This is a genomic window from Atlanticothrix silvestris CENA357 (assembly GCF_016056295.1).
Classification (GTDB): Bacteria; Cyanobacteriota; Cyanobacteriia; order Cyanobacteriales; family Nostocaceae; genus Atlanticothrix; species Atlanticothrix silvestris.
In genome coordinates this window covers 1-15,714 of the sequence record NZ_JAECZB010000019.1, presented here as the reverse complement: position 1 = coordinate 15,714, position 15,714 = coordinate 1, and the positions used below count along the sequence as shown (strand labels likewise).

The following is a 15,714-nucleotide window of genomic DNA, read 5'->3' as shown; positions in this document are numbered from 1 at the left end:
CTGCATAAAAGGTATAAAAAGATTCTCAACTGCCTAGGGGAACTTGTTTTGGAACCCCCCACTTTTTAACAAGATATCCAAAATCAACAGCATTAACCTAAGAGTATTGATTGAGAGTATTGATTGACTCACAATCAATACTAATATTACAGTACTTTTTAAGTAATTACGACTAGTTTTGTCCTTATCTCCGTTAAACCCACTATGGATTTTCTTTTTCCAACTTCTGATGGGCTTCCTGAATAGTAGACTTTACTGAAAAACCCTAATTGTCTGTTAACAATAAATACATTTTATGACTCGTGTGTAAGTGTAGTTACTTACTTTTTTTCAAAAATAGCATTCTTTGAAGCTGAATTATGAAAAGGCTTTTTCTCCTCTTTAGACTCAAATAGTCAAATACATTGTTTTTGTAAAAATTGTTTCTAATCCCTACACAAATCGCAACCTGACGTGCCAGTCTATGGATAGTAAAAGTTTAGGAAACAAATCAATGTCTATTTTGCAAAAACTATCATTAGCCTTAGCCGGAACAGCAGTTGTTTTCATGGGTGTTAACCCAGCCGGCGCTGTTAGCTTAACCAAAGGAGGTAGCGCACCTGTTGCAGGACAAGGTTCACAGTCTACTATCCTAGGATCTCAGGTTATTGACTTTAATTCAGGTACAGCAGTTGATCCAAACGGATTTGCGACTTACTCTGCAACCAATGGAATCGTGCAAGGTAGCCAAGCAAACGCTTATGCTACTCCATTTGGTGATACCAGTAAATATCTGACTATTTCACCAGTAGGTTCTAACGTTGCAGGGTCAACTGGTTCTGTCACTATCAACTTTGCTAAGGCTATTGATTACTTTGGTTTGTACTGGGGGTCAGTAGACACATATAACTTTGTGGATGTCTACAGTGGTGGTACTTTGTTGAAAACCTTTAGCGGCGCAGATGTTCCAGGCGCTCAAGCTACTGGTAGCTGGACTAGCAATGCAGATAATGTTTTCGTTAATTTATTAGCTAGTAAAGGAGAAACCTTTGACAAGGTAGTTTTGAGATCTAACGGTCGTGCATTTGAAAGCGATAACCATACCTACAGACTAGCTAGTGTTCCTGAATCTGGTTCTATGTTGGGTCTGTTAGCCTTCGGTGCTTTGAGTGCGGGGTCATTTGTCAAGCGCAAGTCAAAAATGGCTTAAGCTCATACACCCTGAAAAACGAAAAATAGACATTTTTTAATGTAGCGTGTAACCTATTTTAGGTTATGTTTTGGGGTGAGAGAAGCTGTTCTTGAATCTCGCTCCCTGTGTATGCACCCTTTCAGAACGACAATTTGGTATGAGATTTTGTACCCGGCAAGAATGCTGGGTTTTAATTTTGAGATCATGCAAAAAAGACGCGAAGAACAACTTCGCGTCTTTTCTTTAGATGTTGAAAATTAGAAACTGAATGTAGTTCTCAGGGCACCAATAAAAACATCATCGTTATCATTATTATGATCTGGGGATGTCAGCCAGATAACTCCTGGGGTGATGCTGATATTCTCACTGATTTGGTACTGATAGAAAGCTTCAAGATGATAAGAAGTATCTCTATCTCTTTCCAAGCCTGCGACACTGGAACTTGTTACCCTAGGTTCCACACCAGCGATAATACCAGCTAAGTTACCTTTTTTACCAAGGTCAGGAAAGCCGAGGGTGACGGCATAGTTCCAAATGTCAATATCTCCACGATTACCAGAGAGGGTACGGCTGTTGGTGTATCCAGCCCAACCACCTAAGACTATTTGATCACTGATGCCGATAGATGCTTGCACACCGTAAGAATTGCTGGAAAATGCGGTATCTAGTTCACCCTCTTCATTTAACAAGGGTGTGAGGGTTGCAGCATTACTACCTGTGGGTAGTGGCTGTTTGTACGAATTGATGTAAGTTAAACCAATAGAGATGCGATCGCTTGGTTTAACCGTCAATTGTGCTAGCGCCCCATAAGCACCATCAAATAAACCATTTGCGGGAGATGGGTCATTAGCTGCACCACTTAAATACCCTAAACTGAGTGCTAATTTATCATTAAACTCGTGGGTTACTCCTAACCCTGCACCATCCATCTGATAATAAATTGGGTTACGTGTGCCAAAGGTTGATAAAGCTCCAAAAGCACCATCACCATCAAAAATATTTACAGTATCAGTAATATCATCTGCTGCGCCTGCATTGGCGATCGCAATTACCTGTGTCTTTTCTCCCAAAGGAAATGCGTAAAACAGGGCATCGATAGCAGCATCAGTAGTACCGTCTTCACCAGCAAAGAATAAGTTCCCTTCTGGTGTGCCAATATCAGGACTGATAATATTATTAGCCTGGATTCTAGTGAATAGTGTATCTTGACCTGTAAAACTGGTTACAAATTCAACCCGCGCCCTTACTCCAAGAGTTGTATTTCTATCTGTAATTTCCCCACCATTAATGTTGTCACCTCCAAAAACATCAGTAATGGCTGCAACAACTTGCCCTTGTAGTTTGGTTGTAGTGGAAAACTGATTCGCTTCCAATTCAGATGTGCGTGCTTCTAGTGTATCTACACGACCTCGTAATGTTGCTAATTCTGCGGAAAACTCTTCTTGCAGCTTTTGCAGTGTGGCTATATCTTGTTTTGTTACCAGTTCAGCGGTTGCGGTGGCAATAAGTTCATTAACTCGATCAAGACAAGCATTTAAACCAGCAGCGAACTCATATCTTGTCAGCGCCCGATTACCGCGATAAGTGCTATTTGGATAACCCGCAATACAACCGTAACGCTCGACTAGTGATTGTAAAGCTTGGAATGCCCAATCTGTAGGTTGGACATCCGATAACTGAGACACTGAAGTAACTTGCGCTATTACCTGATCTTGATTAAAATTCTCAACTTTATTAACTGGATTTGCGACAGTTAGACGTTCATTTGTTTTTGCTGTCGTAGATATTTCCTCTGCAAATGCAGTACCAGCAAAGATAATCATACCGCAGACTACTGGACTTGCCAGCAGATATTTCCATAGCTTTTGCATTTTTCCCTCACACTCATTCACCATTTGTTGTACCCGCACCACTATTTATTTAAGGGCACATTTTTTTGAAAAGATTCTCAAATAGTATCAGTAGCTAGCATTTTTTAATACAAGGCTTAAGAAAGCCACATTCACCAAGTAAACATAGACAGCAAGCAACAGCATCACAGGAAAAATTCTGCTGTGATTGCTTACACAAAGGAATGTTATCTGGATTATATGAGAATGAGAATTATTATAATATGCAGTGTAGAATAAGTCTCATTGTCAATAAGAATTTTGACAAAAGTAAAACAAGTATCTTAATTTAAGGAGAAAATACGGTGATTTTGACTGTTAGAGAACGTAAAACAGGCACACAAAAAAGAGGCTTCCTATCCTTAATTGCTCTGCTCATATTTTCCACAGTTGTTGGCTGTAACCAATCAAACACGAATCAGGGAACAAATTCTGAGCAGTCGCCGCAAGCACAAGAAGCAGCGTCTAATCCTATAGTGCCGTCAGAAAAAACCAAAGTGGTGACGACATTTTTACCAATTTATTTGTTTACTCAAGCAGTAGCTGGAGATGCCGCAGATGTAGCAATTTTAGTACCGCCAGGGACGGAAGTACATGACTATCAGGCAACACCAGATAATGTAAAAGCGATCGCTACTGCGAATGTGCTGGTAAAAAATGGTTTGGGATTAGAGGAATTTCTGGAAGGCACTGTAAAAAATGCCCAAAATTCTAATTTGACAGAAATTGATGCCAGCAAAGGCATTAAACCATTAAATGAGATTTCACCTATTGAAACAACGACAACAGAAAAAAAAGACCATGACCATGCACACACTGAAGGTAATCCTCATGTTTGGTTAGATCCAGTGTTGGCAAAACAGCAGGTGACAAATATCCGCGATGGATTAATAGCCGCTGACCCTAGAAATAAAACCATTTATGAAGCAAATGCTGCGGCTTATATTCAGCAATTAGAAACTTTAAATAGTGAATTTCAACAAACTTTGCAGAAAACTCCCAACTGCACTTTCATCACTTTTCACGATGCCTATCCTTACTTAGCTCAACGATATAATATTAAACAAGTTGCTGTGGTGGAAATTCCTGAAGACCAACTTTCACCAGCAGATGTACAAAATGCAGTTAATACAGTGAAAAAATACAAAGTTAAAGCTTTATTTAGTGAACCAGGAGTAGATAACAAATTGTTAAAAAGTCTCTCTCAAGACTTGAATTTAAATTTGCGTACTTTGGATTCCTTAGAAACTGGCGAAACAAATCCGCAGTATTATTTTCAAGCAATGAAAGCTAATTTGCAAACTCTGCAAACTGCCTGCCAGTAAGTTTAATTAAGGCTAATTAACCACCTGTGACCTTTTTGGAATTAAAATTAAAAAGAAAAACAATGTCTTGAAAAGTTGCTCCTCTTGGAGAGAACTTGCGTGCGGCGGCTCCCCCCGTTGAGCAAAGTTCGGGGTTCTATCCAAGACCGCAATTTTCGCTTTTTAATTAATTAATTTTGGCTACAAGCCCCCACTAGAACTTTGATTTAGTGGTCTACAATAAGTGGTGGGACAGAGCAACCACTTATTGCAATTTTTAATTAATAATTTTTAATTTTTAATTGGAGCGAAGCGACTTGACCAATTACCCAGGAATAATGACTACGCCAATTTTAAAAGTAGAAGGATTAACTGTATATCAAGGCAGTCATTTAGCTGTGCGGGACGTTGCTTTTGAATTATTGCCAGGAACAGATACAGCGATAGTTGGCCCCAATGGCGCGGGTAAAAGTACTTTGGTCAAAGCGGTGTTAGATTTGATTCCTCATAGTGCTGGCAAGATTGAAATATTTGGTCGTCCACTTTCTAGGTTGGGAAATTTGCGTCATTTATTGGGTTATATGCCGCAAAATTTCATTTTTGACCGCAGTTTCCCAATCTCTGTGAGTGAGTTAGTAGGATTGGGATGGACTAATGAAGCCAAAACAGCGAGGTCGTTTTTCTTCAGGTTATGGAGACAAAACCAGGAAAAATCAGCAGCAGTCATAGAAGCTTTACAGCGAACCGATGCTTATCATCTACGGCATCAAGCTATTGGTACTCTCAGCGGTGGTCAACTTAAACGGGTATTATTAGCTTACTGCTTGGTAAGACCGCGAAAACTTTTAATATTAGATGAAGCCTTTGCCGGGGTGGATGTGCAAGGTACAACAGATTTTTATGCTTTGCTCAATGAACTCAAACGGGAAGAAGGTTGGACAGTGTTACAGGTTTCCCATGATATTGATATGGTAAGCCGCCATTGCGATCGCGTCCTTTGTCTCAACCAAACTGTTGTTTGTACCGGACAGCCGGAAATTGCTCTTTCACCCCAAAACCTTTTAGCAACCTACGGCCCAGGATTCAGTCGCTACCAACATCACCACAATTGAGTTATGCACTTCTATGATCATTGCCAGATAATTGCACTAGCCGTAACCAATAGCCATGAATTGGTAGAGTTGTTGCAATTCCCTTTTATGCAGCGAGCGATCGCAGGTGCTGTATTAATGGGGATACTGGGAGGTTTGCTTGGTAGTTTTGTGACCTTGCGCCAGCTGTCATTTTTCAGCCACGCTGTCGGTCATGCAGCATTAGTAGGTGTAGCGTTAGGTGTGCTGTTACAGGTCAATCCGACTTGGATGCTGTTACCTTTTACCTTACTTTTTGGCATTGTAGTTCTCTACTTTATTGACAAAACCGATTTAGCGAGCGATAGCGTACTCAGTATTGTATTATCTGGAGCATTAGCGATCGGGGTGATTCTCACCAGTCTCATTAAAGGATATCGCGGTAACTTGATGGCAGTACTTTTCGGCGATATTCTTGCTATTGATACCACAGATTTAATTTTGACCCTAATTGTACTTGTTGGTAGTAGCATATTTTTACTATCAACCCTACGACAGCAAATTTTGTTGACCTTGAACTCTGATGTAGCTCAAGTGCAAGGCATTCCAGTCCAACTATATCGCTATGGCTTTGTCGTCTTGCTTTCACTAGCCGTAGCCGTAGCGATTAAAGCTGTCGGTGTTTTACTGGTGAATGCTTTTTTGGTAATTCCTGCTTCAACCGCCAAACTGATGAGTCATCACTTTCGCCATTTTCTAATTATGTCGGTGATAGTTGGTTCCACTAGCAGCATTGCTGGGATTATTGTGTCAGGTCTTTTCAACCTTGCTTCTGGCCCTAGTATTGTGCTTGTTCAGTTTTTGCTATTTATAGCCGTTTTCATTGGGGTGAAGTTAAAGTTGAAAACAGCATAATTTTTTTTGCTTACCTCTTGCCAAATCATTTTATGTTCGCTAAGATGATTAATCGTGGCTAATAAAAAGTCCACGCCGGGATAGCTCAGTTGGTAGAGCAGAGGACTGAAAATCCTCGTGTCACGAGTTCAAGTCTCGTTCCTGGCATATAGTTAAATATAGATAACGAAGTAGGCGATCGCAGCATGGTTAAAGTTTTTATCAAAGCGTAGACACGCAGCTGCTTGCCATCAGACATCACCTTTGATTAGTCTTTAGAACTCAAGTGTTGCAGATCAAAGCACGAAGTTGAGAGTTCCAAGCCTCAAGCTTGCAGTTTGGCTTGAAGATAGGCGGAAAAACTGGTATCCCCTTTGTAACTGAAGGTTCGGCGGAGAGTAATTTTGAAATTGAGGTGAAGTGTAAGTTTCCTGAAAACAAGCAAAATTCCAGCACTTAAGGTTTTGTTTGAGTAGGCATAACTTTTATACCTTAAGCTATGCAAAACATGATGGAAGCGATGTCTACGACGGGCTTTGCCTACGCCTTTTGCAATTGGGATAAAAGACAGTCCTTTGTAGGGGCATAAAAATGTTGTGTCTTCACCGCGTGTTGCTTAATATCAATTCAAATAATGTTTGCGACACATAAATTATTCATACGGGCACGGCAATGCCATGCCCCTACCATGTGTTGTATCTCAATGCGAATTAATATTTATGAAATAACACAAGATTTTTAATTAAAAAGGAATATCAAAGAGGAAATTTTGATCATCAGAATTATGTTGCAGATTTTCTGGATCATCTGCCCAACGCTGGGGATTATTTAAAATATATTCTCGGATGTTATCTATAGATTTTTGCTCTCTACAAATGTGTTCATAAAAATTACGTTGCCAGATTGATTGTCCTTTTGTCTGCCAAATTATATTAATGCGCTTGCTGACCACGCTTTTATAACTACCAATAACTGTAGACATAGAACCACGTACAGGTTTACCAAATTTTTCGGTGTTGTGTTCGATATGCTGATTGAGGGCAAGGCAATGCCTTGCCCCTACAGGGTTTTCGGTCATGATTAAGATGCCGTGTAGATGATTAGGCATGACCACAAAGGTATCTAGTTCAATGTGAGGAAAGTGGTCGGGTATTGTTTGCCAGCAGTTGAAGGCGATATAACCTAAAGAATTTAATTGCATTTCTCCCTTAACCACATTACCAAATAAACATTGCCGTGCTTTGGTGCAAATGGTGATGAAATATGCGCCAGGTTCGGTGTAATCGTACCCTTTTAAGCGAATAGAATGCCGATGATGTTTTTGTGGATCATAAGGCATAATTTTCTATATATAGTTGTTATAAATTTGGATTTATTTTAATCGTTAATTTTTGCCTTTGCCCACACAAATAACGTAGGGGCAAGGCAATGCCTTGCCCTCCAACCCATTTGGTTTCTCAACGATAAACAATATTATTTTTACCGATGTATATGATCTGTGAATAATGCTAATTGATCTCAGGGAGATTACAAAAAAATCTTGGTTGTACTGCACAATTCTCTGAGGGCATGGCATTGCCATGCCCCTACGGAAAATATCTGTGGTAGCGTAAGGTTATAGGTCAATACGGTTCAGATAAGGCTAAAACTAAGACTAATGTAGGTTGGTTTAAGCAAAGCGCAACCCAACAAATCCCTCGGAATGTTGGATTTTCTAACGTCAACCCAACCTACTTTTTTTCTTAACTGAACCGTATTGGGTTATAGGTTGGTAAAGATGGGATGGGAAGAACTATATTCGCTGTTTTTTCACCATCATTCACCTTTGGATCTCGGTTGTTGCTGTTCAAAGCATGAAGTTTCGAGTTCAAAGGACGAGCGATCGCCTTTTTTTCACCATCATTTACTATCGGATCTCAAAATTCCATGTTCGGAAGCCGAAATTTCGAGTTCAGAACTCGGAACGCCGAGAAATTTACTCCAACATCCAAGTTCTGAGCTTCAACATTGCACCTTAGAAGTGCGATTGCCGAGCTATTTTCTACAACGCTGCGGCTTGAGGCTTGGACTTCCGAGATTTACGGGCGAATCTTTGCCCCATTTCCTCAACTACTCCATCTAAACCAGCGCCTTGTCCACTAGCTTTGGCATAGTTATACACCTGCAACGCGGCTGCATAAGCTTCACTGCCCACCGCTAGGGATGTATCATCCACCAATTCTTTTAATTGTGACAGTGAAAGCAATACTGGATACAGAGCTTCAAATAATTGAACGTCTTTCCGCATCTCGTTGAGGTCAAACGATCGCGGTAAAAACTCTGGGTTCTGTGTCGCCACCTCCAATGCTTTGCTGACAAAGGCGCGGCTTTTATCTCCCATCTTGGGTAAAGCTTTACGCTCCTCGTTACTTAAATCAATCAAAAATGGTAATTTTTCTTTAATGGTGGCGATCGCTTGCAACACAGCATCTCTCTCTGATTGCGTTAGTGTTGCACTAATTGGGGCTGTGGACATAGAAATTAGTCTCCAGTATGTTGCTTAGTTTTAGAGTGCCCACATATACAATTTGAATTTCAATGACACCAGTAAAGATAAAAATTCCGAGTTCAAAGCTAGTACCGCGTTTTACTTGAGAAAAATCGCACATCGCGTTAAGCTTCCTTAGCGTAACCGCACGCTGTAAAATCAGGCGATGACAAATCAGCCCTCGTCCGTAATTCCCTCTTGCACTTGGAGCCGTCCCATCGGTTTAGGCTGGGACAAGCCCTATACAGTCCGCTACGCTAGCAATATTGATGATGGCCCTTGGCATGGTATGCCTTTAGGGGGCTTTGGTGCAGGTTGCATCGGTCGTTCTTCGCGGGGAGACTTTAATCTGTGGCACATTGACGGCGGTGAGCATACCTTCAAAAATATTCCCGCTTGTCAATTTAGTGTGTTTGAGTCAAACGACACATCATCTAGTGCCTACGCTTTGTCTACCCAAGTGCCAGATGATGGTAGTCTGCAAGCTTGGCAATGGTATCCAGAAAATGCAGGTACATATCACGCCTTATACCCCCGTAGTTGGTTTGTCTACGAAAACGTTTTTCAAGCACAGTTAACTTGTGAGCAGTTTTCTCCCATCTGGGAAAACAATTATCAAGAAACTAGTTACCCTGTGGCAGTGTTTCTCTGGAATGCCCATAACCCTACAGATAAAGCCATTACTCTCAGCATTATGCTCACCTGGCAAAATATGGTGGGCTGGTTTACAAATGCTCTCAAGTCTCCCCAGGTAAAGATTCGAGATGATGGTAGCCCGGTTTACGAATATCAGCCACGTTTGGGGGAAAGTCAAGATAATTACAATGAATTAGTTGAAAATAATCAACACATTGGTTGTGTTTTAAGACGGGTTGGTAGTGATGCACCATTACAAGAAGGGGATGGCACTTGGTGTATTGCCACTTTAAAACATCCCCAAGTGGAAATATTTCATCATACCCGCTGGAATCCTGACGGTAATGGTGGAGATGTTTGGCAAAGCTTTGCTGCCAATGGTGATTTACCCAATTATGTAGATGCAACTCCAGCATCAGAAAATACACAGATAGGAACTGCGATCGCAGTGCGCTTCACTCTGCAACCAGGCGAAACTATAGAAATTCCCTTTGTTTTAACTTGGGATTTTCCGATCACAGAATTTGCTGCCGGGATTAATTACTACCGCAGATATACAGACTTTTTTGGTCGCGATGGCAACAATGCTTGGGTGATCGCAACTACTGCGTTACAAGAATATCAAAGTTGGCGATCACAAATTCAAACTTGGCAACAGCCGATTTTAGAGCGGGAAGATTTACCCGACTGGTTTAAAATGGCGCTGTTTAATGAACTGTACGACCTCACCAGCGGCGGTACTCTCTGGAGTGCAGCATCAGATTTAGACCCCATCGGTCAATTTGCGGTGCTAGAGTGCCTAGATTATCGCTGGTACGAAAGTTTAGACGTGCGGTTATATGGTTCTTTTGCTTTGCTGATGCTGTTCCCAGAACTAGAAAAGTCGGCAATGCGAGCATTTGCAAGGGCAATTCCTCATAGTGACGATCATCAGCGGGTAATTGGCTATTACTACACAATTGGGGCAGACACTACAACAGCCGCGCGTAAAATCACAGGTGCAACACCCCACGATTTAGGCGCACCTAATGAACATGTCTGGGAGAAAACTAATTACACCTGTTATCAAGACTGTAATTTATGGAAAGATTTAGGCAGTGATTTTGTGTTGCAAGTATACCGAGATTTTCTGCTCACAGGTGCTGAAGATGTGGACTTTCTTGTAGATTGCTGGCCTGCGATTGTCCAGACTCTCAATTACTTGAAAACTTTTGATCAAGATGGCGATGGGATTCCCGAAAATTCTGGCGCACCAGACCAAACCTTTGATGATTGGCGATTACAGGGAGTAAGTGCTTACTGTGGTGGATTGTGGTTAGCAGCGCTACAAGCTGCGATCGCAATCAGTAATATTTTATTAACTCATAACCTTGGCGAACTTGGCGACTTGGCGGTTCAAAAATCCATCTATGAAGCTTGGCTGCAACAATCCCGCCCTATCTACGAAGAAAAACTTTGGAACGGGCAATATTACCGCTTGGATAGTGAGAGTGGTTCTGATGTAGTGATGGCAGATCAGTTATGCGGACAATTCTACGCCCGGTTACTGGGTTTACCAGATATTGTATCGAGCGATCGCGCCCTCTCTGCTTTAAAGACTGTTTATGATGCTTGTTTCCTCAAATTCTGTAATGGCCAGTTCGGTGCAGCTAATGGAGTTCGTCCCGACGGTTCACCAGAAAATCCTCAAGCTACTCATCCTTTGGAAGTCTGGACAGGGATTAACTTTGGGCTAGCAGCTTTTCTAGTACAAATGGGAATGAAGGATGAAGCATTGAGGTTGACGCAAGCGGTGGTACAACAAATCTACGACAATGGGCTGCAATTCCGCACGCCCGAAGCGATTACCGCATCTGGTACTTTCCGCGCCAGTACTTATCTTAGAGCAATGGCGATTTGGGGAATTTATTTAGTTTGGAATAGGGCATAGGGCAGAAAAGGTAGAGGTACAGGACATAGGGAGAATGAAGAAAAATTACTTCTTTCTCCTTATTGAAAATTAATCAAAAGTATGTCTTAGGATGGCTCGTGACTTATTCCACAATATTGGCGTTGGTTTCCCTCCGTAACAAACTTTTCAAGACAGAGGGCACTGAGGAATGAGAGTTTGAGAAATATTTTGCGTAAGTCCTGAATCAATAAGTATTTTTAAGCCGTATTAATCGCCAAAGCTATTAATCAAGGTTCCTATTTGAGCAAAAACTAGCAAACAAGCGGTTAATAAGCCATTTTTGGAGATTTTATTGCAAAAAGAAGCAAAATTCTGGTAGAAGTACTTAAAGTAACAAATCAATACCATAAAGAAAATTAAGACGCAATATGCCAAGTGGCATAAGTATCGAATTATCATACGTCAGGAGAATTTAAGATGCAACACACCAAATGGCACAAACACCGCAATATCTTGCAAATTATTAGTGTTATTGCACTAACTGGCTGGTTGCCTACGTATGTCCATGCCCAAACAATATCAACAGATCTACCGATTTACTCTTACTCATTCTGGCCTGATTCGCCCCAAGTGAGTAGTCCAGTTGACCCAGATACTGGCCCCGTAGAATTAGGAGTAAAGTTCCGTAGTGATGTAGACGGTGTAGTTAGCGCTGTCCGATTTTTCCGAAACAAATCAATTGATAGTGGCTATGCGGTTCGTGTATGGAAGGCATCAACAGGGGAGTCAATAGGTACAGGAATAGCGATCGAGGGCCAAGGGCCAACTCCAGGCTGGCAAACTGTTATGGTGTACCCACCAGCGCCCATCAAAGCTGGAGAAATTTACATTGCTTCCTACTATGCAAGTCAAGGATCTTATGTAGCAGAAACAAATTTCTGGACTGCTACTAGTGTTGAGAATGGGCCATTGCACATATTGCGTCAAGGTGTGTACGACAGCAATGGTATTTACTTAAAACAATGTGCCCAAGTCACAGACAGTAATTGTGAGCGTAATAGTGTATACAAATATGCAGTAGGTGGTGGCTTCCCCACAGAAGGTTATAAAGCCAGTAATTATTGGATTGATGTCATTTTTAAAACAAACACACCTCCCCCATACTTTCCCTACCAAGGATTGATTCCTTAACTGAAATTATTGTGTTGTCAAACCATTTTAATAATTTACGAAAAAAATATTAACTCGTTAGCAAAATAGTTTCACTGCTAGATAGAACCAATCATAAATTATGGGTATTGGAACCCACATTCCGCACCTGGAACTGTCACAAAAGAAATGACAAGGAATTTGGGAGCTAGTTTTTGATTCAAGACTAAAACTGGAGGGATGGAAAGTAAACAATTAAGCCAGAGTGTGTTAAAAAATGAACCAGTGGAAAAAATACTGCATAAAAAAGTAGAGCTACTGGAATTAGAGTAAGTAACTCAAAAAAATGAGAAAAAGAATGCTTCCTTAAAATGACAATCAAACTAATAAATAATAGCGACGACAAGTATGAGGAAAGAATTGTAGTATCGATAATCTTTGATCAGAGAGGTTTGATATCTGGAAAATACCATTAACAATTAATAAATGGATACCTTGGAAACATTGAAAAATCCACCTGAGAGTGGGGCGGGGTGTCAGTTTACCTAATTGATTTGTGATTTTTTGGTTTTGAGCCAATAAACTTTCACGTAATTGTCTTTGCCCTAAAGTATAAACCAACAAACATAACCCCATAATCATAGATAATGCTTCAATGCGCTCCCTTGATTTGAGGAAGATGCTGTCTGTGAGAAATAAAGGGTCTTTCAAGAAAGCAAATCCTCTCTCACATGATTGTTGAGCTTTATATTCTTGAATCATATCTGAGTGGCTCAATTGGGATTCTTGAATAACATTAGTGGCTAAAATAAATTTTCCCGAAGTCCGATTTTCCATTTCAATCGCTTCTTCATCTGCTGCTAATTGTGCTGATATTTGATAGCAATATTTCCAATCATTTTGAGAAATATTTTTGCTTCTCTGCATAACCATTTGAGGTTTTTCATCAAATTAAGGTTCTCGGCACTATATAATGCGCTGTCGGCTACCATTAACGCATCTATATCAATATTCTCTCGAAAATCAACGAGAGTTTTAGCAAAGGTTTTCGTATCTGATTGATTTCCTGACGCTGCTTTTAAAAAGATGGGGATATCTCCATCACTACTACAAATCAACTCGAGAATAAATTGTTTCAAATCTGGTCTATGATCTCTTGAATAACCATAGGTAATACTTATTGGCTGTGGTGCTATCTCTATTCGTGTGGTTTCATTCTCTGTTGTGACATTTTTTTCAAACGCTACTTCGGGTAAGCCAGTTTTATATTCTCCGTGTAGGTGCAGCGAACTGGAATCCAAATGCAGCGATGACAAATTTACTCCATATTTTTTTACTGCTGCCAACGCTATTATGGTAAAAATTCCACTTAATCCTCTTAAATATAATTGGTCTAATACTCTTCCTAATCTATCATCGTTCAAATATTCTGGTAATACTCCTTCTCCTAACAGGTGTTCACAGGCATAATTATCTATATATTTAGGAAACATATATAAAGTGCCTGACACAAAACCTAACCCGTTTAGTATCATTGCTTTGACCACCTGACCTGCACTCACCTTTTCTTGAGGGTGCTGTCCTACTATTTTATTTATTTCGTCTACTAGCCCTATTTCATCTATTATTCCTGCTACTATTCCCAGATGATCTAGATTTTTTACTTCGATATTCAAGGGTGTTTTCATGTCACAGCATCTGCCATCAACTCTTTCTAGCTTTTCATGCTTAGAGCCTTTGCATTGCTGATTTTAATCTTTATTTTTTGACTTCTACTTGATTCTTACCGCTTGCTTCACTTATGTAGCTTTATGGTCTTAATTTTTACCCATCTTCTTGATTTACTTACTGCTTTCTCTGTGTGCCAGTTTTAGGTGCGGAATGTGGGTTGGAAAGGTGTATTATACCCATTCCTAACCCTCTTTTATCACTTTGGGAGAACCCAAAGTGATAAAAGAGGGCTAATGGATAGCCGACACGGAGAGGGGTTGGGGGAGAGGTCAAATAAGACTTGTCGAACTCACGTTAACCTTATCCCGTATAGTTATACCATTTCACGAAAAATTTGATACAGATTTAACCATTGAAAGATTTACTGTATCTAGCCCTGTTTTGTCACTCTGGCAGTAGTATAATAAAGTACAAATGCTAGAACCAAGACACAGACTATGGTACAGCCCCGTCCAGCCGCACCAACAATCAAATTTGTGGACGAATATTGCCAGTGGTATAAAAGCCTGTTTTCAGATGTTAGGAGTTTTGAGGCTTTTAAATATCTTCATGTGGGCTGTGTTTCTGATCTAAAACGGAAAACCCTACCAGAAATAGCAAAAATTGTAGGATTGGATAACCAACAAGGGTTGCATCATTTTTTAACTACATCACCTTGGGATATAGAGAAGTTAAGAACTTTGCGATTAGAGTTAATTTTGCAAGTGCTAAAAGGTAGACCAATCATTCTAATTATTGATGAAACAGGAGATAAAAAGAAAGGGAATAAGACAGATTATGTGAAACGGCAGTATATAGGAAACTTGGGAAAAGTAGATCAGGGAATTGTAGCAGTAACAGCGTATGGTGTATTCTGCGGTATGACTTTTCCACTACTGTTTGAAGTATACAAACCTCGTGAAAGGTTAAAACCAGAAGAGAAGTACCTAAGTAAGCCACAAATAGCAGCAATTCTAATGCGAAAGCTCAAGTCAATGGGCTTTAACTTTAACTTAGTACTGGCAGACAGTTTGTATGGAGAAAGTGGAACTAACTTCATATCTGTGTTAGATGAAATGAATCTAAACTATATAGTAGCGATTCGCTCAAACCATTATGTGGATTTACTTCCAAGGCAACATACTCAATATTTAAAGTGGCATAAGTTTAAAAGGGTATTTTCAGACCTTAGAAATGAAAAGCGGTTGATTAGAGAAATAATTCACGGCAAACGACAAGAGAAAAGATATTGGCAGATTACCACAGACAGTGAGAATTTACCTGATAACACTACTTGGTATGTGATCAGTAAGTATCCAGACATTAACAAGCGAGATGTTGGTAATTTTTATGGGTTAAGAACTTGGGTTGAATATGGCTTGAAGCAAAGTAAAAATGAATTAGGTTGGGCAGGCAGATTATCGTCTAACTCACTACTGTGATATTGAACGATGGTGGGAGATTGTTATGAGT

General features: G+C 40.3%; 10 protein-coding genes, 1 tRNA gene and 2 pseudogenes. 9 read left to right on the top strand and 4 right to left on the bottom strand.

The window, feature by feature from the left end; genetic code table 11:
• Positions 1 to 493 precede the first annotated feature (493 nt).
• The gene (locus I8751_RS10350; RefSeq protein WP_214439076.1) at positions 494 to 1,189 is read left to right on the top strand and encodes an Npun_F0296 family exosortase-dependent surface protein; all 696 of its coding nucleotides are present in this window, start codon (positions 494 to 496) and stop codon (positions 1,187 to 1,189) included.
• A gap of 239 nt (positions 1,190 to 1,428) precedes the next feature.
• Here the strand turns inward: I8751_RS10350 and I8751_RS10345 are convergent, their stop codons facing one another.
• The gene (locus tag I8751_RS10345; protein ID WP_214439119.1) at positions 1,429 to 3,042 is read right to left on the bottom strand and encodes an iron uptake porin; all 1,614 of its coding nucleotides are present in this window, start codon (positions 3,040 to 3,042) and stop codon (positions 1,429 to 1,431) included.
• A gap of 323 nt (positions 3,043 to 3,365) precedes the next feature.
• Between I8751_RS10345 and I8751_RS10340 the strand changes: the two genes are divergently transcribed.
• From I8751_RS10340 to I8751_RS29565, 5 genes are all read left to right on the top strand, one after another.
• Positions 3,366 to 4,385 carry a metal ABC transporter solute-binding protein, Zn/Mn family gene (locus I8751_RS10340; RefSeq protein WP_318780313.1) on the top strand — a complete coding sequence of 340 codons (1,020 nt, stop codon included), beginning with the start codon at positions 3,366 to 3,368 and terminating at the stop codon, positions 4,383 to 4,385.
• Between the two features lie 317 nt (positions 4,386 to 4,702).
• Positions 4,703 to 5,476: a metal ABC transporter ATP-binding protein gene (locus I8751_RS10335; protein ID WP_214439075.1), complete on the top strand. Its 774-nt coding sequence runs from the start codon at positions 4,703 to 4,705 to the stop codon at positions 5,474 to 5,476.
• A gap of 3 nt (positions 5,477 to 5,479) precedes the next feature.
• Positions 5,480 to 6,349 (top strand): metal ABC transporter permease, encoded by an 870-nt coding sequence (locus tag I8751_RS10330; protein WP_214439074.1) that lies wholly within the window; start codon positions 5,480 to 5,482, stop codon positions 6,347 to 6,349.
• A gap of 74 nt (positions 6,350 to 6,423) precedes the next feature.
• Positions 6,424 to 6,496: transfer RNA gene (locus I8751_RS10325), tRNA-Phe, on the top strand.
• A gap of 163 nt (positions 6,497 to 6,659) precedes the next feature.
• Positions 6,660 to 6,788, top strand: coding sequence for a CU044_2847 family protein (locus I8751_RS29565; RefSeq protein WP_225894084.1), 129 nt, complete (start codon positions 6,660 to 6,662; stop codon positions 6,786 to 6,788).
• A gap of 282 nt (positions 6,789 to 7,070) precedes the next feature.
• Here the strand turns inward: I8751_RS29565 and I8751_RS10320 are convergent, their stop codons facing one another.
• Positions 7,071 to 7,667, bottom strand: coding sequence for a transposase (locus I8751_RS10320; protein ID WP_214439073.1), 597 nt, complete (start codon positions 7,665 to 7,667; stop codon positions 7,071 to 7,073).
• A gap of 702 nt (positions 7,668 to 8,369) precedes the next feature.
• Positions 8,370 to 8,843 carry a hypothetical protein gene (locus I8751_RS10315; protein WP_214439072.1) on the bottom strand — a complete coding sequence of 158 codons (474 nt, stop codon included), beginning with the start codon at positions 8,841 to 8,843 and terminating at the stop codon, positions 8,370 to 8,372.
• Between the two features lie 178 nt (positions 8,844 to 9,021).
• On the opposite strand from I8751_RS10315, the gene I8751_RS10310 reads away from it, so the two are divergent.
• Entirely contained in the window at positions 9,022 to 11,421 is a 2,400-nt protein-coding gene (locus I8751_RS10310) for a GH116 family glycosyl hydrolase (RefSeq protein ID WP_214439071.1), read from the top strand.
• Positions 11,422 to 11,859: 438 nt separating this feature from the next.
• Positions 11,860 to 12,573, top strand: coding sequence for a DUF4082 domain-containing protein (locus I8751_RS10305; RefSeq protein WP_214439070.1), 714 nt, complete (start codon positions 11,860 to 11,862; stop codon positions 12,571 to 12,573).
• A 336-nt stretch (positions 12,574 to 12,909) separates the two neighbouring features.
• Here the strand turns inward: I8751_RS10305 and I8751_RS10300 are convergent.
• Positions 12,910 to 14,219, bottom strand: a pseudogene (locus tag I8751_RS10300) (IS1634 family transposase).
• Positions 14,220 to 14,699: 480 nt separating this feature from the next.
• On the opposite strand from I8751_RS10300, the pseudogene I8751_RS10295 reads away from it, so the two are divergent.
• Positions 14,700 to 15,714 (top strand): annotated as a pseudogene (locus I8751_RS10295) (IS701 family transposase); the annotation flags it as partial.

Coding starts and splice junctions, on each gene's coding strand:
- I8751_RS10350 (WP_214439076.1), top strand. CDS start 494: ATGTCTATTTTGCAAAAACTATCATTAGCCTTAGCCGGAACAGCAGTT.
- I8751_RS10345 (WP_214439119.1), bottom strand. CDS start 3,042: ATGCAAAAGCTATGGAAATATCTGCTGGCAAGTCCAGTAGTCTGCGGT.
- I8751_RS10335 (WP_214439075.1), top strand. CDS start 4,703: ATGACTACGCCAATTTTAAAAGTAGAAGGATTAACTGTATATCAAGGC.
- I8751_RS10330 (WP_214439074.1), top strand. CDS start 5,480: ATGCACTTCTATGATCATTGCCAGATAATTGCACTAGCCGTAACCAAT.
- I8751_RS10320 (WP_214439073.1), bottom strand. CDS start 7,667: ATGCCTTATGATCCACAAAAACATCATCGGCATTCTATTCGCTTAAAA.
- I8751_RS10315 (WP_214439072.1), bottom strand. CDS start 8,843: ATGTCCACAGCCCCAATTAGTGCAACACTAACGCAATCAGAGAGAGAT.
- I8751_RS10310 (WP_214439071.1), top strand. CDS start 9,022: ATGACAAATCAGCCCTCGTCCGTAATTCCCTCTTGCACTTGGAGCCGT.
- I8751_RS10305 (WP_214439070.1), top strand. CDS start 11,860: ATGCAACACACCAAATGGCACAAACACCGCAATATCTTGCAAATTATT.